Source organism: Pseudomonas triclosanedens, from assembly GCF_026686735.1.
Classification (GTDB): Bacteria; Pseudomonadota; Gammaproteobacteria; order Pseudomonadales; family Pseudomonadaceae; genus Pseudomonas; species Pseudomonas triclosanedens.
The window spans coordinates 3,038,740-3,060,951 of the sequence record NZ_CP113432.1; the positions used below are offsets into that span (position 1 = coordinate 3,038,740).

Below are 22,212 nucleotides of genomic sequence, written 5' to 3' on the forward strand. Positions count from 1 at the left end.
ATGACCCGACGAACCCATTCCCGCGTGACGGAAGGCCGTCCCTTTCCCCTGGGAGCGACCTGGGATGGTCTGGGCGTCAACTTCGCCCTGTTTTCCGCCCATGCCACCAAGGTAGAACTGTGCCTGTTCGACGCAAGCGGCAAGCGCGAGGTGGAGCGCATCGAGCTCCCCGAGTACAGCGATGAAATCTGGCACGGCTATCTGCCCGATGCGCACCCCGGGCAGATCTACGGCTATCGCGTGCACGGGCCGTTCGAGCCGGAAGCCGGTCATCGGTTCAACCCCAACAAACTGCTGATCGACCCCTACGCGCGCCAGTTGGTGGGTGAACTGCGCTGGTCGGAATCGCTGTTCGGCTACAGCATCGGCTCGCCAGACGCGGACCTCAGCTTCGATGAGCGCGACAGTGCGCCCTTCGTGCCGAAGTCGAAAGTCATCGATCCGGCCTTCACCTGGGGTGAGCAGCCGCCGATTCGCGTGCCCTGGGACGAAACGGTCATCTACGAGGCGCACCTGCGCGGGCTGAGCATCCGTCATCCCGATGTAGCCGACCGCGTACGCGGTACGTGCGCCGGGCTGATGAACAGCGAGCTGCTCAAACACCTGCGCAACCTGGGTATCACCAGCCTGGAACTGCTGCCGGTGCATGGCTTCGTGGATGACAAGCATCTGCTCGAAAGGGGCATGAACAATTACTGGGGCTACAACAGCATCGCCTTCTTCGCGCCCCATTCGCGCTATCTGGCCAGCGGCCACATCAACGAATTCAAGGAAATGGTCGCGCACCTGCATGACGCCGGCATCGAACTGATCCTCGACGTGGTCTACAACCACACGGCCGAGGGTAACGAGCTCGGCCCGACACTGTGCATGCGCGGCATCGACAACGTCTCCTACTACCGTCTGCACGCCGACGACCGACGCTACTACGTCAACGACTCCGGCACGGGCAACACCCTTGATCTCAGCCATCCCTGCGTACTGCAGATGGTCACTGACTCGCTGCGCTACTGGGCGACCGAGATGCGCGTGGACGGCTTCCGTTTCGATCTGGCCTCCATCCTGGGCCGTTACGCCGATGGCTTCGATGAGCGCCACAGCTTTCTCGTCGCCTGCCGCCAGGACCCGGTACTGAGCCATCGCAAGCTGATTGCCGAGCCTTGGGATTGCGGTCCCGGCGGCTACCAGGTCGGGCGCTTTCCGCCGGGCTGGGTGGAGTGGAACGACCGCTTCCGCGACACCGTGCGCAGCTTCTGGCGCGGCGATGAAGGCCAACTGCCGGAGCTGGCTCGACGCCTGACCGCTTCCGGCGATCTCTATGACCAGCGTGGCCGGCGTCCATACGCCTCGGTGAACTTCATCACCGCCCACGACGGTTTCACCCTGCGCGATGTGGTTACTTACAACGACAAGCACAACCAGGCCAACGGCGAGGACAACCGCGACGGCCACGACGACAACCGCTCATGGAACCACGGTGTCGAAGGGCCGACCGATGATGCGCAAATCCGCGAGCTGCGCCTGCGGCAGATGAAGAATCTGCTGTCCACCCTGCTGCTCTCCCAGGGCACGCCGATGCTGGTGGCGGGCGACGAATTCAGCCGCACCCAGCACGGCAACAACAACGTCTATTGCCAGGACAACGAACTGAGCTGGGTGGACTGGAACCTCGACGACGAAGGCCGCGAACTGCTGGCCTTCGTCCGCCGCCTGATTCGCTTGCGCCATGCCTATCCGATCCTGCGCCGCCGCCGCTTCCTGGTCGGCGAATACAACGAGGAGCTGGGCGTGCGCGACGTCATCTGGCTCGCGCCCGAGGGTGGCGAAATGTGCGAAAGCTTCTGGCACGACCCGCAGCGCCGCAGTCTCGGCATGCTTATGGATGGCCGCGCCCAACCCAGCGGCATCCGTCGCAGCGGTGGCGACGCGACCCTGCTTCTACTGCTCAATGCCTCCCACGAAGGCATCGATTTCTACCTGCCGCCCGTGGCCCAGGGCGGAGACTGGCAACTCCTGCTGGATACCGCGGAGCCAGCCGAGGGGCATGGGCCGTTCTGGGAGTTCGACACGCCATACCCCCTGGGAAGCCGCGCCGTTGCGCTGTTCACCCTGCGCCGCAGCGAGGACTGAGGTGGTCTGACGAGCGGGGAAAATCTCTCTGAACGGTGCCCGGCGAGCCTAGTCGGAACCGATAGGCGCTCCGATAAAGGAGTTCCTGCAATCACCAGAACAGGAAGGAGGACAGCATGAAGATCGGCGAAATCATGACCCGCGACGTACAGAGGGTCGTTCCGGAAACCACGCTCAAGGAAGCCGCCGCTCTGATGGCGCGCATCGACAGCGGTGCCTTGCTGGTCAACGAAGGCGATCTGCTGGTGGGCATGGTCACCGACCGCGATATCGCGGTGCGCGCGGTTGCCGCCGGGCTCGGCCCGGAAACTCCGGTCAAGCGCGTAATGAGCGGCAACGTGCACTACTGCTTCGAAGACGAAGACGTGCAGCACGTCGCGCAGAACATGGCAGACATCCAGATGCGCCGTCTGCCGGTGTTGACCCGGCAGAAACGTCTGGTTGGCGTGGTATCCCTGGGCAATATCGCCAGTTGCCGCAGCGAGCAAGCCAGCGACACCGTGCTGCGCGGTGTCGCCCAGGCACACTGACATACATCCCAGCCCGGCTGCCACGCTGAGCGCGCAGTCGGCGCCCCACAGGAGGACGCCATGAAAGCAGTCGTATTCCATGACGTCGGCAACATCCGCCTGGAGGATGTTCCGGAGCCCGAACTCAAACACCCCAACGACGCCATCGTGCGTCTCACCGCCTCGGCCATCTGCGGCACCGACCTGCACTTCGTGCGCGGCAGTGTCGGCGGCATGAAGAAAGGTACGATCCTCGGCCACGAAGGCGTCGGCATCATCGAAGAGCTGGGCGACGAAGTGCGCAACCTGCAGGTCGGCGACCGGGTAGTGATTCCCTCGACCATCGCCTGCGGCAACTGTTCCTACTGCCGTGCCGGCTACTATGCCCAGTGCGACAACGCCAACCCCAACGGCAAGCGCGGCGGCACAGCGTTCTTCGGTGGCCCCGAAGGCAATGGCGCGTTCCACGGACTGCAGGCCGAGAAGGCCCGCATCCCCTACGCCAACATCGGCCTGGTCCGGCTGCCGCCGCAGATCAGCGATGACCAGGCGATCCTGTTGTCGGATATCTTTCCCACCGGTTGGTTCGGCGCGGAACTTGCGGAAGTCGGCATAGGTGACACCGTCGCGGTGTTCGGCTGCGGCCCGGTCGGCCAGTTCGCCATCGCCAGTGCCCTGCTGAAGGGCGCCGCCCGTGTGTTCGCCATCGACCGTCACCCGGACCGCCTGCATATGGCCCGCCAGCAAGGCGCCGAAGTCATCGATTTCGAACGTGAGGACCCGGTCCAGGCGCTGCTCTGGCTCACCGACGGCATCGGTGTCGACCGCGCCATCGACGCGGTAGGCGTGGACGCCGAGCACAGCCAGGGCGGGGTGACGGTGGCGCCGGCGCAAGAGCACAAACCCGAATGGGTACCCGGCAACGCCCCGGCCCAGGCACTGGAATGGGCCGTCTCCGGGCTGGCCAAGGCCGGCAGCCTGGGCATCATTGGCGTCTATGGCCCGGATGTGCGCACCTTCCCGATTGGCGAGGCGATGAACAAGAACCTCACCCTGAAAATGGGCAATTGCCATCACCGGCGCTACATCCCGCACCTGATCGAACTGGTCCTGACCGAACGCTTCGATCCGGCGGCGATCCTCACTCAGGTCAAGCCGATGAGCGATGCCATCGCAGCCTTCGAGGCCTTCGACCAGCGCGAAACCGGCTGGGTGAAAGTCGAACTGCAACCGCAGCGGCAGGAAGCCCGCGTCGGCGACGAAGAAACCGTGCACCGGCCCGGAGCGGCCCATGCGCACTGAGGCAGCGCCCCATGAAGGACCTGCACATCGGCATTTCCGGCTGGCGGTATGCCCCCTGGCGCGGCGACTTCTACCCCAGGGGCCTGCGTCAGCGGGATGAATTGCGCTACGCCTCGCGGGCGTTCAACAGCATCGAGCTGAATGGGTCGTTCTACGCCCTGCAAACGCCGGAGCGCTACCGGCAGTGGGCCGGCGATACACCGACGCGGTTCTGCTTCAGCATCAAGGGACCGCGCTACATCAGCCACATCAAGCGTCTGCGAGACGCCCGCGAGGGCCTGGCCAATTTCTTCGCCTCCGGCCCGCTGGAGCTGGGCGAGAAGCTCGGGCCGATACTCTGGCAGGTGCCGCCGAGCCTGGGTTTCGACGAAGAAGTGGTCGAGCAGTTTCTTGCCCAGTTGCCACGCGACAGCCAGGCAGCCCTGAAGCTGGCCAGGGACAGCGCCACGCGCAAGCCCGGGCATTGGCCCGAAGCCCTTGGCGCCCAGCCGCTGCGGCATGCCTTGGAGGTGCGCCATCAAAGCTTCGCCACGCCACGTTTCGTCCGGTTGCTGCGCCAGTACGGCGTCGCCCTGGTAATCGCCGACGCCCCGCGCAAATGGCCCTACGCCGAGGACCTGACGGCCAGGGATTTCGTCTACCTGCGCCTGCATGGCGACAAAGAACTCTACGCCAGCGGTTACGGTGAAGCCGCGCTCAGGCGCTGGAGCAGGCGCATCGAGCACTGGCGGCGCGGATCGCAGCCCCGGGATGCCGAGCTGTTCGACGACTCGATAGCTGGTGACCGGCATCCACGTCAGGTGTTCTGCTACTTCGACAACGATATGAAGGTGCGCGCGCCATACGATGCCAGCCGGCTGATGCAATTGCTCGACCTGAAACTGGATGACCGCCAGGAGCCGGGGCAACCTGCGGGGGACTGGTCATGACCTTCGCCGAAGCAGGCCCGGCCGACGTCGACTCAACGCAGCAGGAGATCATCCTGCGGGTGCTGACGGTCAACACGCACAAGGGATTCAATGCCTTCAACCGGCGTTTCATCCTGCATGAACTGCGCGATGCGGTGCGCGCCACCTCGGCGGACCTGGTGTTCCTCCAGGAAGTCCACGGCGAACATCAGTTGCACGCCGAGCGCAATGTGAACTGGCCCACCGCCCCGCAGTACGAATTCCTCGCCGACAGCATGTGGCCGGCGTTCGCCTACGGACGCAACGCCGTGTATCCCGAGGGACACCACGGCAATGCGTTGATCTCGCGCCTGCCGATCAGCAGTTACGACAACCATGACATTTCCATCGCCGGCAACGAGCAGCGCGGTCTGCTGCATGCCCGCATCGATCTGCCCGGGCCGCGCGCGCTGCACGCCATCTGCGTGCACCTGGGCCTGCGTGAACGCCAGCGGCAGAGCCAGTTGCAACTGCTTTGCAAGCTGGTTGCCGGAGTGCCGCCCGATGCTCCACTGGTGGTCGCCGGCGACTTCAATGACTGGCGTTGCCGGGCCGGCGCGATCCTCGCCGACTGCGGGTTGCTTCCCGCCTTCCGCGGTGGCGGCGAGCCGCGCAGCTTCCCTGCGCGCTGGCCGGTCCTGCGTCTGGATCGCATCTACGTGCGCAATCTGCGGGTCAACAGCAGCCAGGTGCTGAACCGCCGGCCCTGGCCGCACCTTTCCGACCATCTGCCGCTGCTCGCCGAGGTGGTGCCATGAATGACCGCTGGCGCGGCGGCAACCGGATCGAACTGCTGATCAATGGCGAGGCCTTCTTCCCTTCGGTGATCCAGGCCATCGGCACGGCGCGTCGGGAAGTTCTGGTGGAAACCTTCATCGTCTTCGACGACAAGGTCGGGCGCGCGCTACGTCAGGCGCTGATCGGCGCGGCGCAGCGCGGCGTGCGGGTCGAGCTGGTTGCCGATGGCTATGGCACGCCACACCTGGGCGTGGACTACCTGCAGCCGCTGCTCGCCTCCGGTGCCCGGCTGCACCTGTTCGATCCACGCCCGCGCCTGCTGGGCATGCGTACCAACCTGTTCCGCCGCCTGCACCGCAAGCTGCTGGTGATTGACAACCGGGTCGCATTCGTCGGCGGCATCAATTTCAGCGCCGACCACCTCGCCGACTTCGGCCTGATGGCCAAGCAGGACTATGCGGTACGTGTCGAAGGGCCGAGCGTCGCGGATATCCGCCAGGCATGCCTGGAACTGCTGCGCCAGTATGGCGACGTGCCGCCGCCGGACAGCGTCCGGCCGCCCTCGCCCGCCGGCCCCTGCCGTAGTTGTCTGGCGGTACGTGACAATCAGCGCCGCCGCAACGACATCGAACAGCACTATCTGCGAGCCATCCATGCGGCGCGCTATCGGCTGGTGATCGCCAACGCCTACTTCTTCCCCGGCTACCGGCTGTTGCGCGCCCTGCGCGACGCCGCCCGCCGCGGTGTGGAGGTACGCCTGATTCTGCAGGGGTTGCCGGACATGCCGCTGGTGCGCCTGTGCAGCAAATTGCTCTACGACACTCTGCTGCGCGACGGCGTGGAAATCTACGAATACTGCGACCGACCGCTGCACGCCAAGGTCGCTGTGGCGGACTTGCGCTGGGCCACGGTGGGCTCCAGCAACCTCGATCCGCTCAGCTTGTCGCTGAACCTGGAAGGCAACCTGATGATCGAGGATGAAGACTTCGCCAGCGAACTGGACGCGCACCTGCTGCAGCTCTCCACCGACAGTTGCCGGCGCGTCACCCGCAAGGCTGCGCGACGCGGCTACTGGTGGCGGGCGCCGCTGGTGTTTCTCAGCTTTCACTTCCTGCGTCATTTCCCCGCCATCGCCGGACAACTGCCCGCGCACCGGCAAACGCTCCATCCGCAGGCCATCCCCGCCGACCCGCAACACGAGTCGCAGGTCCAGCCATGAACCGCCGGCAGTTCTGGAAGCTCATCAACCGTACCTTCAACCTCGTCCTGCTGGTCGCATTGCCGATCCTGCTGTTCCTCCTGCTACGCGCCACCGACTGGAACGAGGTGTTCCACCTGCTCCGCGAATACAAGGCCATGACGCTGCTGGCAGGCATGCTGCTCAGCCTGTGCAGCTATGCGATCTTCAGCAGCTTCGATGTTCTCAGCCGCTTCTACATCGGCCACCCGCTGCCGGTGCGGCGCGTACTGACGGTGGCCTTCGTGTGCAATGCCTTCAACCTCAACCTCAGTTCCTGGGTCGGCGCCGTCGCCTTGCGCTATCGACTGTATGGCCGACTGGGCATGACCACAGGCGACATCACGCGGATTCTCACCTTCAGCCTGATCACCAACTGGTACGGCTATCTGCTGCTGGCCGGCGGACTGTTCGTCTGTGGTTTTCCCAACCTGCCGGATGACTGGAGCCTGGGCCAGAGCGGCCTGCGTCTGATCGGTTTGCTGTTGCTCGCAGTGGGCGCCGCGTATCTGCTGGCCTGCGGCTTCGCCCGGCGGCGCGCCTGGGGCTGGAAGCGCTACCGGCTGAGGTTGCCCGGTTGGCGGCTGGCCGCCCTGCAAGGCATCGCGGGAGCCGGCAACTGGTCAATGATGGCGTTACTGATCTACAGCTTGCTGCCGGATACCGCGAGCTATCCCGAAGTACTGGCCACGCTGCTCATCAGCAGCATCGCCGGCGTGGTGCTGCACGTGCCGGCCGGACTGGGCGTACTGGAGACGGTGTTCCTCACGGTACTGCGCGACCATTTCTCCCGTGGCGAATTGCTGGCCGCGATCATCGGTTACCGGGTGTTGTACTTCCTCATCCCGCTGTTGCTCGCCTGTCTGGTGTACCTGTGGCTGGAGCGCCATGCGAAGAAGCTCAAGCGAAGAGCGGAACGGCGCGAGGAGGCCCGAACCTCATGAAACCCGCGCATCGCCTTCGGGGATGAGGATCAGGCAGCCCAGCGGCGGCAGATCCAGGGGCAGCGACTGCGGCTGGCCGTGGGCGGCCAGCGGCTGGGTTTCGATGATGCCCTGGCTGCCCGCGGCGGAACCGGCGAAGTGTTGCGCATCGCTGTTGAGCAGCACCCGCCAATGGCCTTTGAGCGGTACGCCGACGCTGTAGCCGGGGCGCGGTACCGGAGTGAAGTTGTGCACCACCAGCAGCGGTTCGCGGTCGGCCAGGCGCAACCAGGCGAAGACGCTGTTGCGCTGGTCATCGCCGATCAGCCAGTGGAAGCCCTCTGCGCGGTCGTCCATGGCGTGCAGCGCCGGCAGTTCATGCAGCAGCCGGTTTAGCTCGCGCACCAGCATCTGTACGCCGAGGTGTTCGGGGTAGCGCAGCAGGTACCAGTCGAGCTGGCTGTCGTGATCCCACTCCCGCCATTGGCCGAATTCGCAGCCCATGAACAGCAGCTTCTTGCCCGGATGAGTCCACATCAGCGACAGGTACAGGCGCAGGTTGGCGAACTGCTGCCAGCGGTCACCCGGCATCTTGCCCAGCAATGAGCCCTTGCCGTGCACCACCTCGTCGTGAGAAATCGGCAGGATGAAGCGTTCGGAGAAGGCGTAGAGCAGGCCGAAGGTCATCTTGTGATGGTGGTAGCTGCGGTACACCGGATCTTCCCGGATGTAGGACAGGCTGTCGTGCATCCAGCCCATGTTCCACTTGTAGGAGAAGCCCAGCCCACCTTCCTCGGCCGGTCGGCTGACGCCTGGCCAGGCGGTGGACTCTTCGGCGATGACCAGCGCACCGGGCGCTTCGCTGGCGACCACAGTGTTGAGATGACTGAGGAACTCGATGGCCTCAAGGTTCTCGCGGCCACCGTGACGGTTGGGGATCCATTCGCCTTCCTTGCGCGAATAGTCCCGGTAGAGCATCGAGGCGACGGCGTCCACGCGCAGCCCATCGACGTGGTATTCGCGCAGCCAGTGCAGCGCCGAAGCCAGCATGAAACCGTGCACTTCGCTGCGGCCCAGGTTGTAGATGTAGGTATCCCAATCCTGGTGGAAGCCTTCGAACGGGTGCGCGTACTCGTACAACGAGGTGCCGTCGAAGTGAGCAAGGCCGTGCTCATCCGTGGGGAAATGCGCCGGCACCCAATCCAGGATCACGCCGATTTGCGCCTGGTGGCAACGATCGACGAAGCGGGCGAAGTCCGCCGGGCTGCCGTAGCGCGCGGTGGGTGCGAACATCGACAACGTTTGGTAACCCCAGGAGCCACCGAACGGGTGCTCCATCACCGGCATCAGTTCGATGTGGCTGAAACCCTGCTCGCGGATATAGGGAATCAGCCGCTCGGCCAGTTCATCCCAACTGGGCGGGCGGTCCTCCACCCATTGCCAGGAACCGGCGTGCAGTTCGTAGATCGACAGCGGCTGTGCGGGGGCCTGGCGCTCGGCGCGGCGGCTCATCCAATCGTGATCCTGCCAGTCGAACGGCGCCGGATCGGCAACTCGCGAGCCGGTGGCCGGCGGCGCTTCGGTGGCCAGGGCCAGCGGGTCGGCCTTCAGTGGCAACGTGCCGGCGGCGCCCAGCAGTTCGTACTTGTACACTTCGCCGGGCTGCAACCGGGGAATGAACAGTTCCCAGACGCCGGAGGGATAGCGCAAGCGCATCGGGTGCCGGCGACCGTCCCAGCCGTTGAAGTTGCCGACAACCGAGACCCGTCTCGCATTGGGTGCCCAGACGGCGAAACGCACGCCGGGTACGCCGTCGATCTCCATCGCCTGTGCCCCCAGGCACTTGCCCAACCGGCGGTGATTGCCCTCGGAGAACAGATAGAGGTCCAGGTCACTCAGCAACAGCCCGAAGGCATACGGGTCTTCGCTGACCTGTTCGGCTTGCGGCCAATGGATGCGCAGGCGGTAGCGGGTGCCGCTGGGCAGTTGCGCGACGAATAGCCCGCTGGCATCCACGACATTCATGGCCGCGAGTACTTCGTCCTGCGCTGAGAGCAATTCGACCGCCAGCGCACCGGGTAGCCAGACGCGTACCTCTCCGCCATGTGGCCCGAGGAAGGCGAACGGGTCGGCATGGTCGGCGCGCTGCAGGTGTTCCAGATCATTCATGAGCGTCCTCCCTGCAGGTGGCGGGCCAGATCGAACAGACCTTGCAGCGGCACGTCCAGCCAATCCGGGCGGTGACCGGCTTCGTAGAGCACTTCGTAGGCGGCTTTCTCCAGGCTGAACAGGGCCAGCGCCGCGCCCTCGCCTTCGCGGCCGTGCCACTCGTGCGGCAAGTCGGCCGCAGCGAATCTATAGGCCTCAAGGAAGGCATCGCGGGATTCGCGCCGATAGCGCAGCGCGAGCTCGGCCCGTCCGTTCTGCATTTCCTGCGATCCATCGGCGGCCTGGGCGTTGCGCAGCGCCATGACGGCGGCGTAGTCGAAGGAGCGCAGCACCCCGGTGACGTCCTTCAGGGGGCTGTGGCGCTGGCGGCGCTCGGCCAGCGGGCGGTTCGGCTCGCCTTCGAAGTCGATCATGTAAGCGTCACCCTGCACTACCAGTACCTGGCCCAGATGCAGGTCGCCGTGGACGCGGATCATCACACCGCCCTCGGCCAGCCGTGCAAGATTGCCGATGGTCAGCAGCAGCGCATGGCGGTTTTCCAGCAGCCAGTCGACCATTACCCGGCTGCGCTGATCCAGGCTTTCGTGAGCACGTTCCAGCGCAGAAAGGGCCTGCTCGACCTGGGCGGTGATGCTGCTGGTCCAGGTTTCGCTGTCGACGGCGGAACTGCGGTGCACAGAGAAATCCGGCTCCTCGGTGGCCCGCGACAGCAGCAGGTGCATCTCGCCCAGCCGCTGGCCGAGTCGCATGGCGAACAGGCGCAGGTCCTCCATGGCATCGAGTTCGGGTTCCGGCAACTCGCCGCTGGCCAGCGGAGCGACACGCATCGCGCGCCCCAACTGGTTCAGCGTCCAGCTCCAGGCATCACCCTGGTTGCTCAGGTAGCCTTGCAGCAGCATTAACGTGCAAGGCTGGCCCTGGGCGTCGATGCGCCGCACTTCGCCCAGCAATGGCGCGATGTTGGCGAAACCGTGCCGGCTCAGGTAGCCTCCCATTTCCGCTTCCGGGTGGATGCCCGGCGAAACCCGGCGCAGCAGTTTGAGCATCAGCCGCCCGCCGATCAGCGCCGAACTGTTGGACTGATCGGTGCCGAGCACCCGCACTTCGCTGTCCTCGCCGATATCCGCGTGCTCAGCCAGGCCCGGCAGAGCCAGGAACTGCACTTCGCCGGCCGGACCTTCCAGTGTGGTGTTCTCGCGCAGCAGGCGCAGGATCAGCCGGCTGAAACGTGGCAAGGAGAACGCATCGGTCAGCAGGCCGACCCGTCGTCCGCGCCGCAGCCGGGCCAGGGCCAGTTGCTGCGGCAGATCGTTGCCGGCGCTGCCCTTCTCCGGTACGGCCGCCAGTGGCAGTTGGTAGTGCTCGGCGCCGTCCGCGCCGTTCACTTCCACTTCCGCCAGCAGAGGTGCCGCATCGCCTTCGTCGAGTGGCATCGCATACCTCAGACGCACACTGCCGGCAGACACCTGCTCGGCGGGGAACCAGCGGTGCTTGGGCAGGTAGCGTGGCAGTGAATCGCTTTCCAGCAACTCGCGCGGCGCACCGCGCATCACCTCTTCCAGGCACTGGGCCAACACCAGAGTCGGCAGCTCGGGCATGCGTTCCACCGGCTGCACGTGCCAGCCTGGCATCTGCTGGCTGTCGGCCAGGTAGAACCAGTAGAAGCCATAGGGCGGCAGCGTCAGCAGGTAGGTCAGCCGGCCGATGGGCGGGAATGAGGCGCCGCCGAGCATTTCCACCGGAACACGGCCGTCGAACGCCGCCAGGTCCAGCTCTACCGCCTGGGCGGCGCCGGACAGGTTGACTACGCAGAGGATGCTGTCCTCGCTCGTCTCGCCACAGCCCTCGGCGCGGTATTGCCGCAGATAGGCGAGGATGCGCCGATTGGCTGGCGACAACAGCGTCAGGCTGCCACGGCCAAAGGCCTTCTGCTGCTTGCGCACGCTGAGCATGCGGCGCATCCAGTTGAGCAGTGAATGTGGGTCGCGCGCCTGGGCTTCGACGTTAATGCTCTGGTAGCCGTAGAGCGAGTCGAGGATCGGCGGCAACACCAGGCTGGCCGGGTCCGCGCGGGAGAAACCGCCGTTGCGGTCCACCGACCACTGCATCGGCGTACGCACTCCGTCGCGATCGCCCAGGTAGATGTTGTCGCCCATGCCGATCTCATCGCCGTAGTACAGCGTCGGCGTGCCGGGCATCGACAGCAGCAGGCTGTTGAGCAGTTCGATACGCCGGCGGTCGCGCTCCACCAGCGGCGCCAGGCGCCGGCGAATGCCCAGATTGATGCGCGCGCGCCGGTCGGCCGCGTAGTAGTTCCAGAGGTAGTCGCGCTCGTCGTCGGTGACCATTTCCAGGGTCAGCTCATCGTGGTTGCGCAGGAAGATCGCCCACTGGCAATTGTCTGGAATCGGTGGGGTCTGGCGCAGGATATCGGTGATCGGGAAGCGATCTTCCTGGGCGATTGCCATGTACATGCGAGGCATCAGTGGGAAATGGAAGGCCATGTGGCATTCATCGCCCGCCCCCTTGGCGCTGCCGTCCGCACCGCCGAAATACGGCCGGGTGTCTTCCGGCCACTGATTGGCCTCGGCCAGCAACATGCGATCGGGGTAGCGTGCATCCAGCTCGGCGCGAATGCGCTTGAGCACCATGTGAGTCTCCGGCAGGTTCTCGCTGCTGGTGCCTTCACGTTCGATCAGGTAGGGAATCGCATCCAGGCGCAGGCCGTCGACGCCCATGTCCAGCCAGTAGCGCATCACGCCCAGCACGGCGCGCAGCACCTGCGGGTTATCGAAGTTCAGGTCCGGCTGGTGCGAGTAGAAGCGATGCCAGAAGTACTGTTCGGCCACCGGGTCCCAGGTCCAGTTGGACTTCTCGCTGTCGGTGAAGATGATCCGGGTGCCTGCGTAGCGGCTGTCGTCGTCGGACCAGACGTACCAGTTGCGCGCCTGCGAACCCTTCTTCGCGTGCCGGGCGCGCTGGAACCAGGCGTGCTGGTCGGAAGTGTGGTTGATGACCAGTTCGGTGATCACCCGCAGCCCGCGCTGGTGCGCCGCTTCGATGAAACGCCGGACATCGGCCAGGGTGCCGTAATCCGGGTGCACCCCCTTGTACATGGCGATGTCGTAGCCGTCGTCGCGCCGTGGCGAGGGGTAGAACGGCAGCAGCCAGAGCGTGTTGACGCCCAGGTCGGCGATGTAGTCGAGCTTCTCCATCAACCCGCGGAAGTCACCGATGCCGTCGTTGTTGGCATCGAAGAAGGATTTCACGTGCAGTTGATAGATGATGGCGTCCTTGTACCAGAGAAGATCATCGAGGAAGGGGCGTGTCTTGCGCTTGGCCATGGTCGCGCTCCTGTTCATGACGGGTGGGGATGCAGACGCCAGATGCCGAACGGCAGGTGCCAGGGCTCGATACGCATCCATTGGCGCTTGCCGTGCCACTCCCAGCGCTTGCCATTCATCAGGTCCTCGCCCCCCATGACGGCGTCGTCCGGCAGGCCGAACTCCCACAGCGGCAGCTCGAAATCGGCTTCCTGGGCGTTATGCGGATCCAGGCACACCGCCACCAGGATGAAATTGGAGAGGTCCTCGGTGCGCTTGCCGAACAACAGGATGTTGTCGTTCCAGGCGTTGTAGGCGTGGAAGCCGAGATGGCTGTGCAATGCCGGATTCTCCCGGCGGATGCGGTTGAGCCGGCTGATCTCGCCGACGATATTGACCGGCGAGTGATAGTCGCGCTGGCGCAGTTGGTACTTCTCGGAGTCCAGGTATTCCTCCTTGCCCGGCACCGCCGCCGCCTCGCACAGTTCGAAACCCGAATACATGCCCCACAGTCCGGAGCCCATGGTCGCCAGCGCCGCCCGGATGAGAAATCCAGGGCGCCCGGAGCGCTGCAGGAAGTACGGGTTGATATCCGGCGTGTTGACGAAGAAGTTTGGCCGGTAGCAATCGCGCAGCGGCGGACGGTTGAGCTCGTCGAAGTAGTCGAGCAGTTCCTGCTTGGTGTCGCGCCAGGTGAAGTAGGTGTAGCTCTGGCTGAAGCCGAGCTTGCCCAGCCGCGCCATCATCGCCGGGCGGGTGAAGGCTTCGGCGAGGAAAATCACCTGCGGGTGCGCACTGCGCACTTCGGCGATCAGCCATTCCCAGAACGGCAGGGGCTTGGTGTGCGGGTTATCGACGCGGAAAAGTGTCACCCCCTGCTCTACCCAGCCCAGCACCACTTTCAGCAGGGCGAGCCAGAGTTCGGGTACGGCATCCGGTGCGTAGAAGTCGACATTGACGATATCTTCGTATTTCTTCGGCGGATTCTCCGCGTGGCGGATGCTGCCGTCGGCCCGCCAACTGAACCAGCCGGGATGCTCGCGCAGCCACGGATGGTCGGGTGAACACTGGATGGCAAAATCGAGGGCAATTTCCAGGCCGTGTTCGCGGGCGGCCCCGACCAGCGCGCGGAAGTCTTCCAGGCTGCCCAGTTGCGGATGCACCGCATCGTGGCCACCCGCCTCGCTGCCGATCGCATAAGGGCTGCCCGGATCGTCCGCGGATGCCTGCAAACTGTTGTTGCGGCCCTTGCGATGGGTATGGCCGATTGGGTGGATCGGCGGGAAATACAGCACGTCGAAGCCCATCGCGGCGATTTCCGCCAGCCGCCTATGGACATCGGCGAAGGTGCCATGCTGGCCGGGTTGCAAACTTTCCGAGCGCGGAAACAGTTCATACCAACTGGCGAACTCCGCCAGTTGCCGCTCCACATCGAGCGCGAAAGTCTGGCTACGGGCCAGATGCAGGCGGTGCTCGGCGCGCTGCATCAGCGTCAGCGTGCGCGGCGCCATGAGAATGCCCAGGCGCTCCCCCCGGTCGTCGCATTCCCGCAGGCTCAGCAGCAGGTCCGCCAGTTCCGCCCCGCAGTCATCCGGCGCGTTGCTCAGTACCTGCTCCAGCAGTTCGCTGCCTTCGCGCAGCTCCAGGTCGATCGCCTGCCCGGCGGCGTACTTCTTCTCCAGGTCGTGGCGGAAGCTGGCATAGCCGTCGATCCAGGCCAGCACGATGAACTCGCAACGCCCGATCCGAGTCGGCGTGATCACGGCTTTCCAGTGATCATTGCCCTCTGGAGTCAGCGGCACCTTCCGCCAATCGGCACAGCCGCCTTCGCGCCAGGCGACCTCGCCGGCGAGGCAGTCATGGCCATCGCTGAAGATGCGTGCATGGACGTGCACGCTGCGGTTGCAGATGGCCTTGGCGGCGAACCGCCCGCCGTCGAGCTGGGGGCCGACATCTTCGATGGCGATACGCGGCTGATTGGCGGCAGCCTCTGCCCGAGTGGCCTGATTCTCCTGTTCCATCGCGGCGCCCTCCTCGCTGCGGTTGGCGATACATGGGTTCCGAACCACAGCCACCGCGCAAGTTCAGGCCAATTGCACAGGCGGTACGCATCAGGAGGTCTTGCGTTTCGCCGAACCGGAACGCGCGGCCGGCGTGCGGGTTTTCCTGCGGTCCCCCTTGAGGCTGCGCTTGAGCAGTTCGGTGAGGTCGATGATGTCGGCGCCCTCGCCCGTGCCCTGCTCTTCTGCCTGCGGAACGTTGGCCAATTTGCCTTCGGCGGCCTTCTGCTCGACCAGACGGTGGATTTCCTCGCTGAACGAGTCCTCGTAGTCCGCCGGCGTCCATTTCCCGCTCATGTCCTTGACCAGGCGCTCGGCCATCTCCATCTCGCGCTTGTCCAGCTTCACCTTGTCCAGGCTCAGCGCCAGTTCATCGACCTCGCGTACCTGGGCGGGCCAGCGCAGGGTCATCAGCAGGATCGCCTCACCCTCCTCGCGCAGCATCGCCAGGTGCTGCCGGCTGTGCATGACCAATTGGCAGACCGCCGCCTTGCCGGACTTGCGCAGGGTTTCTCGCAGCAGCACGTAGACCTTCTCGCCGCGGCGCTCCGGCGTCAGGTAGTACGGTGAGTCGTAGAACGGCACAGGGATCTCGCTGCGCTCGATGAAGCTCAGGATGTCGATGGTCTGGGTTGCCTCGGGGCGTGCTGTGCGGATTTCCTCCTCGCTGATCACCACGTAGCGGCCTTTCTCCAGCTCCACACCCTTGACGATGTGCTCCTTGGGTACTTCCTTGCCGGTGATTTTGTTCACCCGCTTGTAGCCGACCGGCTCCAGGCTGTGCTCGTCCAGCCAGTCGAAATCGGTACCGGTGGAACGGCTGGCACTGTTGAGCGACACCGGGATGTGCACCAACCCGAAGCTGATAGCGCCTTTCCAGATCACACGGGCCATGTCAGTTCCTCCTGCAGGGTGACGCCATCGTCGAAGTGCACGCGGCCATCCGCGCCGATCTCGCGGACGCGCTGCAGCATGCGGTCTGCCGCCGCCTCGGCCTCGGCGGCGTTTCTGCTGCCGGGTGCGAATACCCAAAGCACTTCAACCGCTGCGCCTTCCCGGGCGACCTGGTATTCGATCAGCCCGATGCACTGGCCCTGTTCGCACATGGCGTCGGTCCATGCACAGGCCTGGGAAAATTCACGGAACATGACGGTCATCCCCCTGGCTATCCGCGGTGTTGTGGTTGCGCTCTGCCAGCCCCGGCAACCAGTGCAGCACCAGTAGGGCGAGCAGCGTGCCGAGCATGGCGGTGGCGGAATGCCCCAACCCCACACTGATGCCGATGGCGGTGCTGAGCCAGAGCCCGGCGGCGGTGGTAAGGCCCTTGACCTCTGAGGTGCGGCTGCCCTTCAGGATGGTGCCGGCGCAGAGAAAGCCGATGCCGGCCGCGATGCCCTGGATAACCCGGCTGACCGCGTCGGCCTGCGCGCTGCCCTCGCGGATAGCCATCACGAACATCGCCGCGCCCAGCGTTACCAACATGTGCGTACGCAAGCCGGCGGCCTTGCCCTGGTTCTCGCGCTCGTAACCCAGCACGCCACCCAACAGCACGGCCAGGCACAGGCGCAGGCCGGTGCGGGTGATCTGTTCGATCTCGCTGAGGTCGGAAAACTCATCCACCAGCGTCAGCCAGATACGCTCGAAGGTACCCATGACGATGAACCCTGCCACCCCTGTTAGCAGTGCAGACCGGCAGCGGCGCCGATTGGTTTGCTAAATCTCGCGGACGGTCATGCTGCCGTTCGACGGAAAACCGGCTCCAATGCCGTTGAACGTTGTCCATTCCTGCATCTCCGGTGCGCCGGCCATCGATGATTCGCAGGAAGACTGACATGAGCGATGCCCACGATAGTTTCAACGAGGACTACCGCAGTGCCCTGGTCGAGGTGGCCTTGCCGGCTTTCGCGCGTGCCGGGGAGTTCGCCCGCGAGCATGGCCTGGAATGCAGCGTCGAGCTGGTCGAGGGCCATCGCGAGCTGCCCGAGCTGTGCCTGCGTGCGCGCGGCTCCTGCCATGCCCCAGAGTGCGTGTGCCGGATCAGCGCCGATCCGCGTACCCATCGCCTGTGCCATGAGAACCGCTGCGCCGGCCACGGTGCCCAGCGGTTGATCGGCTCGCTGGCCTCGCTCAACGAGATGGTGCTCGATACCCGCCTCATGGAATTCTTTCAGAGTGCCTTCGCGCTGCGCCTGGACTATGCCGCCAGCCGTCACGCCGGCGGCTTCTGGTAGGTCACTCTTCGCCCGGCGGCACCTTCCAGATTTCCTCCGCGTACTCGCGAATGGTGCGGTCGGAAGAGAACCAGCCGACCCGCGATGTATTGAGCATCGAGGCCTTCCACCAGCGCGCCGGCTTCTGCCAGAGCTGTTCCACACGTTCCTGGGCGTCCCAGTAGGCATCGAAGTCGGTGCAGACCATGAAGCGGTCGTCATAACGCAGGCTGTCTACCAGAGCGACGTAGCGCTGAGGGTCATCGGGCGAGAAAACGCCTGTCCCCAGTGCGATGAGCGCTTCCTCCAGGCGCGGCGATGCAGCGATCTCATGCTGCATCGACAGTTCGCCGGCACGCTTGCGCGCTTCCACCTGCTGCGCCTTGAGACCGAAGATGAACATATTGTCCGGACCGATGCGTTCGCACATCTCGACATTGGCGCCGTCCAGGGTGCCGATGGTCAGCGCGCCATTGAGCGCGAACTTCATGTTGCTGGTGCCCGAGGCTTCGAGACCTGCGGTGGAAATCTGCTCGGAAAGGTCCGCCGCGGGGATGATCGACTCCGCCAGGCTTACGTTGTAGTTGGGGATGAACACCACCTTGAGCAGCCCGCGCACCGTCGGGTCGCCGTTGACCATGCGGCTGATGTCGTTGGCCAGCTTGATGATCAGCTTGGCCTGCTGGTAGCTCGGCGCGGCCTTGCCGGCGAAGATTTTGACCCGTGGCACGCGGTGGGTGGCCGGGTCGTTGCGGATGTCCTGGTACAGCGCCACGGTGTGCAGCAGGTTGAGCAACTGCCTTTTGTATTCGTGGATACGTTTGATGTGTACGTCGAACAGCGCGTCCGGATCGACCCTGATCGCCAGGTTTTCCTCGATCAACTGCGCCAGCCGCTCCTTGGCATTGCGGCGCTGCTGGGCGAAACGCTGCCGCACCGAGGACTTCTCGGCGTGGGCGGCAAAGTCGCGCAGGCGATTCTCCGGGTCGTCCAGCACCTCTTCGCCGAGGGTATCCACCAGCAGCGCGGTGAGTTCCGGATTGGCCTGGAACAGCCAGCGGCGGAAGGTCACGCCATTGGTCTTGTTGCTGATGCGGTTGGGGTACAGCCGGTGCAGTTCGCGGAACACCGTCTCACGCATCAGCTCGGTGTGCAGCGCGGAGACGCCATTCACGCTGTGGCAGCCAAGGAACGCCAGGTTGCCCATGCGCACCCGGCGACCGTGGCCTTCCTCGATCAGCGACACCGCGCGCAGCAGGTCGAAATCATGGATGTCCTTGGCGCGCAAGGCGTCGATGTGGAAGGCGTTGATCAGGTAGATGATCTGCATGTGCCGCGGCAGCAGGCGCTCCATCAGCCCCACCGGCCAGGACTCCAGGGCCTCGGGCAGCAACGTGTGGTTGGTATAGGACAGGGTCGCTACCGTCAGTCCCCAGGCTTCGTCCCACTCCAGCCCGCGCTCATCCACCAAAAGGCGCATCAATTCGGCTACCGCGATGGCCGGGTGGGTGTCGTTGAGCTGGATCGCAGCCTGACGCGGCAGGCTGTGCACCTCTTCGCCATGCCCCAGGTGCCGTTGCATGAGGTCCTGCAGCGATGCGCAGACGAAGAAGTACTCCTGGCGCAACCGCAGTTCCTGACCGGCCTCGGTGCTGTCAGCCGGATACAGCACCCGCGAGATGCTTTCCGCGCGCACCGTGTCGGCCACCGCGCCGAGGTAGTCGCCGGCGTTGAAGCGATCCAGCCGCAGGGTCTCCTCGGCACGCGCACGCCACAGACGCAGGGTGTTCACGCTGGCATTGCGCCAACCGACGATGGGCATGTCATAGGCCACCGCACGCACGCGTTCCAGCGGCTCCCAACACAAGCGCTGGCCACCGCTGCCGTCGTCCTCGCTCAGGACGCTGCCGCCAAAGCCGATGGTGTAGCTGCATTCGGGGCGCTCGAACTCCCACGGGTTACCGAAATCCAGCCAGGTTTCGGTGTGTTCCTGCTGCCAACCATCGGCGACCGTCTGCTTGAACAGGCCGTGTTCATAACGAATGCCGTAGCCGTGGGCGGGTATGTCGAGGGTCGCCATGCTTTCCATGAAACAGGCCGCCAGCCGCCCGAGACCGCCGTTGCCCAGTGCCGCGTCAGGCTCCAGCAAGCGGATGCGTTCAAGATCGACGCCCAGTTCCGAGAGCGCCTGGCGTGCCACTTCCAGCAGGCCGAGATTGCTCAGATTGTCGATCAGCAAGCGGCCGATAAGGAACTCCAGCGACAGGTAATAGACGCGCTTGCGCTGGCTGCGGTCGATGGTGCGGGTGGTTTCCTCCCAGCCGTCCACCTGGTACTTGCGCGCGGCCAGCGCTACTGCCTCGAACCAGTCGTGGTCGTAGGCATCGGCCGGATCCTTGCCCACGGCGTAGCGCAAGCGGGTGAGTACTGCGTGCTTGAACGTTTCGACTTCCGACTGATCGGGAATGCTGTCCAGGGCCATTGCCGTCTCCTATGGATGCCGGTTGCTCCGCAGAGCCACGACGACGCAAGCGCAGCGGCCCCCTAGTGCATCTGTCCGCTGGCGAGTCGATGAGTTCAGAGCGTTTCACCGGCCGGCATCCTCCGTTCATCCGAATCGCTGAACCGTCGCGTCTGGCTGTCCTCTCCCGAACTAAGTCCGGCGTTCCGGACGAGTGTGTTTCACGCACCTGACGATCAAAGGAGAACAGCCATGCCACGCGGCAGCAAAGACAAGTACACCGACAAACAGAAGCGCAAGGCCGAGCACATCGAGGAGAGCTACGAGAGTCGCGGCGTATCCACGGACGAAGCGCAAGCCCGCGCCTGGGCCACGGTCAACAAACAATCCGGCGGCGGTGAGAAGAAAGGTGGCTCCGGGCAGAAGAAAAGCCCGCAGGCCAAGTCCGCTTCGCGAAAGTCCTCCGCTCGCCGTGCGGTGGCGACCAAGCATGGCGTGCCGCGCCCGGACCAGTCGCTGGAGTCGATGACCAAGGCCGAACTGCTCAATCGCGCACGCACCCGGCACATTCCCGGCCGCTCGACCATGCGCAAGCAGGAGTTGATCAACGCGCTCCGCCACGCGGCCTGAAGCCGCGCAAGGCATTCACTCAGCCGACACAACGCAGGAGACAACCCGATGGCACATTCCACATGGTCCCCCTTGCAGCGCAGCAGCAGCACCCAGCAACTGCAGTCACTGGTCAGCGATCTCGAGTCGCTGCTGGAAAGCGGCCGTGACCTGGCCGCCGATGAACTTCCGGCTTTCAAGGCCAGGCTGCAGGAGCTGGTTTCCGAAAGCCGCGACAACAGTGAGCGGCTGCTCCGCCAAAGCCGTCGTGCCCTGCGGGCCGGTGGCGAGTACGTTGGCGAACATCCCTGGCAGACCACCCTGGTCCTGGCGGTCACTTGCGGCGTCCTTGCCGCCTGTGTGATGAGCCGGCATCACTGATGCCGGTTCAGCCGTTGACCACCGTTCCGCCGTTGACGTGCAGCACCTGCCCGCTGACGTAGGACGAATCCGTGCTGGCCAGGTATACGTAGGCCGGGGCGACTTCTTCGGGTTGCCCCGGCCTGGCCATTGGCGTATTGGCGCCGAAATGCGCGACTTCCTCGGCGCTGAAGGTCGACGGAATCAGCGGCGTCCAGATCGGCCCGGGCGCGACGGCGTTGACGCGGATGCCGCGCCCGGCCAGATTCATCGCCAGCGAACGGGTGAACGAGGTGATGGCGCCCTTGCTCGAGGAATAGTCGATCAGTTTCGGATTGCCCTTGTAGGCGGTGATGGAGGTGGTATTGATGATCGCCCCGCCCTCGCCCATCAGCGGCAGTACGGCCTTGGTCAGTTGGAACATGCCGAAGATGTTGGTGCGGAAGGTGCGTTCCCACTGTTCCTCGCTGATGTCTTCAAGTGACTCCTGCGGATGCTGTTCGCCGGCATTGTTGACCAGTATGTCCACCCTGCCCCAGCGCTCTTCGACACGACGCGCGACATCCGCGCAGAATTCGCGGTCGGCGACGTCGCCGGCCATTTCCAGGCACTGCTGGCCGAGCGATTCGATGATCTGGCAGGTTTTCAGGGCGTCCTCGGATTCCTCCAGATACAGCAGCACCACGTCGGCGCGCTCGCGGGCGAAGGTCACCGCCACCGCGCGGCCGATGCCACTGTCGCCGCCGGTGACGATGGCCACCTTGCCGGTGAGCTTGGCCGCCGCCCGGTAGTGGCTGGAGACGAATTCAGGGTGTGGCAGCATCTCGTCCTCGCGGCCAGGCCGGCGGTCCTGGTGCTGCGGCGGTAGGGTTTCGTTCATGCTGTTCTCCTTCGATGCGCAGGCATCGGTCATCAGGCGCGGGTTGCGCTCGCTTCGGCGCAATGGCAGAGCGGGTCCAGGCAGTGCCGTTCGCCGTCCGGATGGCCGTCGGCGCAGGCCTGGCAGCAATAGGCGCGGCCTTCGTGGTAGACGGCGTTGGGGCCAAGGCTGCAAGAGCAGCCGGGACATGCGCAGCGTTGGTCGTTCATCTGAGCCTCCTGAGCCAATGGGCGGTACGCCCGCCCTTCATTGGATTCGGCCGGAAGGCCAAACCGGAGTTCAGGGTTTTTCACCAGCGGCGCGGTCATCGGCCTGCTTTTCTGAACCTTGGCGGCATCACTGCGTCCACTGCGG

At 64.9% G+C, this 22,212-nt stretch carries 19 protein-coding genes; 10 read left to right on the forward strand and 9 right to left on the reverse strand.

Annotated elements, in window-relative coordinates; translation table 11 throughout:
* The 7 genes from glgX to OU419_RS14080 all read left to right on the forward strand — a co-directional run bounded on the left by glgX (position 1) and on the right by OU419_RS14080 (position 7,807).
* Positions 1-2,130 carry a glycogen debranching protein GlgX gene (gene glgX / locus OU419_RS14050; protein WP_254474169.1) on the forward strand — a complete coding sequence of 710 codons (2,130 nt, stop codon included), beginning with the start codon at positions 1-3 and terminating at the stop codon, positions 2,128-2,130.
* A gap of 116 nt (positions 2,131-2,246) precedes the next feature.
* A complete protein-coding gene (locus OU419_RS14055) occupies positions 2,247-2,660 on the forward strand; it encodes a CBS domain-containing protein (protein ID WP_254474167.1) in 414 nt (137 codons plus the stop codon).
* A 60-nt stretch (positions 2,661-2,720) separates the two neighbouring features.
* Entirely contained in the window at positions 2,721-3,941 is a 1,221-nt protein-coding gene (locus tag OU419_RS14060; protein ID WP_254474165.1) for a zinc-dependent alcohol dehydrogenase, read from the forward strand.
* A gap of 11 nt (positions 3,942-3,952) precedes the next feature.
* Entirely contained in the window at positions 3,953-4,870 is a 918-nt protein-coding gene (locus OU419_RS14065; protein WP_254474163.1) for a DUF72 domain-containing protein, read from the forward strand.
* Positions 4,867-5,646, forward strand: coding sequence for an endonuclease/exonuclease/phosphatase family protein (locus OU419_RS14070; protein WP_254474159.1), 780 nt, complete (start codon positions 4,867-4,869; stop codon positions 5,644-5,646). Before OU419_RS14065 ends, OU419_RS14070 begins: the two co-directional genes overlap by 4 nt.
* On the forward strand, positions 5,643-6,845 hold the full coding sequence (gene clsB, locus OU419_RS14075) for a cardiolipin synthase ClsB (RefSeq protein WP_254474157.1): 1,203 nt from the start codon (positions 5,643-5,645) through the stop codon (positions 6,843-6,845). Before OU419_RS14070 ends, clsB begins: the two co-directional genes overlap by 4 nt.
* Entirely contained in the window at positions 6,842-7,807 is a 966-nt protein-coding gene (locus tag OU419_RS14080; RefSeq protein ID WP_254474155.1) for a lysylphosphatidylglycerol synthase domain-containing protein, read from the forward strand. Before clsB ends, OU419_RS14080 begins: the two co-directional genes overlap by 4 nt.
* On the opposite strand, the gene glgB is transcribed toward OU419_RS14080, so the two are convergent.
* From glgB to OU419_RS14110, 6 genes are all read right to left on the reverse strand, one after another.
* On the reverse strand, positions 7,802-9,955 hold the full coding sequence (gene glgB / locus OU419_RS14085; protein WP_254474147.1) for a 1,4-alpha-glucan branching protein GlgB: 2,154 nt from the start codon (positions 9,953-9,955) through the stop codon (positions 7,802-7,804). The genes OU419_RS14080 and glgB overlap by 6 nt on opposite strands.
* Positions 9,952-13,299 carry a maltose alpha-D-glucosyltransferase gene (treS, locus tag OU419_RS14090; protein ID WP_254474145.1) on the reverse strand — a complete coding sequence of 1,116 codons (3,348 nt, stop codon included), beginning with the start codon at positions 13,297-13,299 and terminating at the stop codon, positions 9,952-9,954. Before treS ends, glgB begins: the two co-directional genes overlap by 4 nt.
* A 14-nt stretch (positions 13,300-13,313) precedes the next feature.
* Entirely contained in the window at positions 13,314-15,299 is a 1,986-nt protein-coding gene (locus OU419_RS14095; RefSeq protein ID WP_254474143.1) for an alpha-1,4-glucan--maltose-1-phosphate maltosyltransferase, read from the reverse strand.
* A gap of 90 nt (positions 15,300-15,389) precedes the next feature.
* Positions 15,390-16,232, reverse strand: a complete 843-nt coding sequence (ku, locus tag OU419_RS14100; protein WP_254474141.1) for a non-homologous end joining protein Ku — start codon at positions 16,230-16,232, stop codon at positions 15,390-15,392.
* Positions 16,220-16,486 carry a hypothetical protein gene (locus tag OU419_RS14105; RefSeq protein ID WP_254474138.1) on the reverse strand — a complete coding sequence of 89 codons (267 nt, stop codon included), beginning with the start codon at positions 16,484-16,486 and terminating at the stop codon, positions 16,220-16,222. Before OU419_RS14105 ends, ku begins: the two co-directional genes overlap by 13 nt.
* A complete protein-coding gene (locus tag OU419_RS14110; protein WP_254474136.1) occupies positions 16,476-16,991 on the reverse strand; it encodes an MgtC/SapB family protein in 516 nt (171 codons plus the stop codon). The genes OU419_RS14105 and OU419_RS14110 overlap by 11 nt, the downstream gene beginning before the upstream one ends.
* Before the next feature lie 179 nt (positions 16,992-17,170).
* Here OU419_RS14110 and OU419_RS14115 point away from each other — a divergent pair, with 179 nt between their 5' ends.
* Positions 17,171-17,569 (forward strand): hypothetical protein, encoded by a 399-nt coding sequence (locus OU419_RS14115; protein ID WP_254474134.1) that lies wholly within the window; start codon positions 17,171-17,173, stop codon positions 17,567-17,569.
* 1 nt (position 17,570) lies between these two features.
* Here the strand turns inward: OU419_RS14115 and OU419_RS14120 are convergent, their stop codons facing one another.
* Entirely contained in the window at positions 17,571-20,030 is a 2,460-nt protein-coding gene (locus OU419_RS14120) for a glycogen/starch/alpha-glucan phosphorylase (RefSeq protein ID WP_254474132.1), read from the reverse strand.
* Positions 20,031-20,261: 231 nt separating this feature from the next.
* Here OU419_RS14120 and OU419_RS14125 point away from each other — a divergent pair, with 231 nt between their 5' ends.
* Both OU419_RS14125 and OU419_RS14130 read left to right on the forward strand, forming a co-directional pair.
* Entirely contained in the window at positions 20,262-20,639 is a 378-nt protein-coding gene (locus tag OU419_RS14125) for a Rho termination factor N-terminal domain-containing protein (RefSeq protein ID WP_254474130.1), read from the forward strand.
* A gap of 48 nt (positions 20,640-20,687) precedes the next feature.
* Entirely contained in the window at positions 20,688-20,999 is a 312-nt protein-coding gene (locus OU419_RS14130; protein ID WP_254474128.1) for a DUF883 family protein, read from the forward strand.
* Positions 21,000-21,006: 7 nt separating this feature from the next.
* Here the strand turns inward: OU419_RS14130 and OU419_RS14135 are convergent, their stop codons facing one another.
* Both OU419_RS14135 and OU419_RS14140 read right to left on the reverse strand, forming a co-directional pair.
* Positions 21,007-21,858 (reverse strand): SDR family oxidoreductase, encoded by an 852-nt coding sequence (locus tag OU419_RS14135; protein ID WP_254474126.1) that lies wholly within the window; start codon positions 21,856-21,858, stop codon positions 21,007-21,009.
* Between the two features lie 32 nt (positions 21,859-21,890).
* Positions 21,891-22,067: a metallothionein gene (locus tag OU419_RS14140; RefSeq protein WP_254474124.1), complete on the reverse strand. Its 177-nt coding sequence runs from the start codon at positions 22,065-22,067 to the stop codon at positions 21,891-21,893.
* Between the last annotated feature and the right edge of the window lie 145 nt (positions 22,068-22,212).

Coding starts and splice junctions, on each gene's coding strand:
- glgX (WP_254474169.1), top strand. CDS start 1: ATGACCCGACGAACCCATTCCCGCGTGACGGAAGGCCGTCCCTTTCCC.
- OU419_RS14055 (WP_254474167.1), top strand. CDS start 2,247: ATGAAGATCGGCGAAATCATGACCCGCGACGTACAGAGGGTCGTTCCG.
- OU419_RS14060 (WP_254474165.1), top strand. CDS start 2,721: ATGAAAGCAGTCGTATTCCATGACGTCGGCAACATCCGCCTGGAGGAT.
- OU419_RS14065 (WP_254474163.1), top strand. CDS start 3,953: ATGAAGGACCTGCACATCGGCATTTCCGGCTGGCGGTATGCCCCCTGG.
- OU419_RS14070 (WP_254474159.1), top strand. CDS start 4,867: ATGACCTTCGCCGAAGCAGGCCCGGCCGACGTCGACTCAACGCAGCAG.
- clsB (WP_254474157.1), top strand. CDS start 5,643: ATGAATGACCGCTGGCGCGGCGGCAACCGGATCGAACTGCTGATCAAT.
- OU419_RS14080 (WP_254474155.1), top strand. CDS start 6,842: ATGAACCGCCGGCAGTTCTGGAAGCTCATCAACCGTACCTTCAACCTC.
- glgB (WP_254474147.1), bottom strand. CDS start 9,955: ATGAATGATCTGGAACACCTGCAGCGCGCCGACCATGCCGACCCGTTC.
- treS (WP_254474145.1), bottom strand. CDS start 13,299: ATGGCCAAGCGCAAGACACGCCCCTTCCTCGATGATCTTCTCTGGTAC.
- OU419_RS14095 (WP_254474143.1), bottom strand. CDS start 15,299: ATGGAACAGGAGAATCAGGCCACTCGGGCAGAGGCTGCCGCCAATCAG.
- ku (WP_254474141.1), bottom strand. CDS start 16,232: ATGGCCCGTGTGATCTGGAAAGGCGCTATCAGCTTCGGGTTGGTGCAC.
- OU419_RS14105 (WP_254474138.1), bottom strand. CDS start 16,486: ATGTTCCGTGAATTTTCCCAGGCCTGTGCATGGACCGACGCCATGTGC.
- OU419_RS14110 (WP_254474136.1), bottom strand. CDS start 16,991: ATGGGTACCTTCGAGCGTATCTGGCTGACGCTGGTGGATGAGTTTTCC.
- OU419_RS14115 (WP_254474134.1), top strand. CDS start 17,171: ATGAGCGATGCCCACGATAGTTTCAACGAGGACTACCGCAGTGCCCTG.
- OU419_RS14120 (WP_254474132.1), bottom strand. CDS start 20,030: ATGGCCCTGGACAGCATTCCCGATCAGTCGGAAGTCGAAACGTTCAAG.
- OU419_RS14125 (WP_254474130.1), top strand. CDS start 20,262: ATGCCACGCGGCAGCAAAGACAAGTACACCGACAAACAGAAGCGCAAG.
- OU419_RS14130 (WP_254474128.1), top strand. CDS start 20,688: ATGGCACATTCCACATGGTCCCCCTTGCAGCGCAGCAGCAGCACCCAG.
- OU419_RS14135 (WP_254474126.1), bottom strand. CDS start 21,858: ATGAACGAAACCCTACCGCCGCAGCACCAGGACCGCCGGCCTGGCCGC.
- OU419_RS14140 (WP_254474124.1), bottom strand. CDS start 22,067: ATGAACGACCAACGCTGCGCATGTCCCGGCTGCTCTTGCAGCCTTGGC.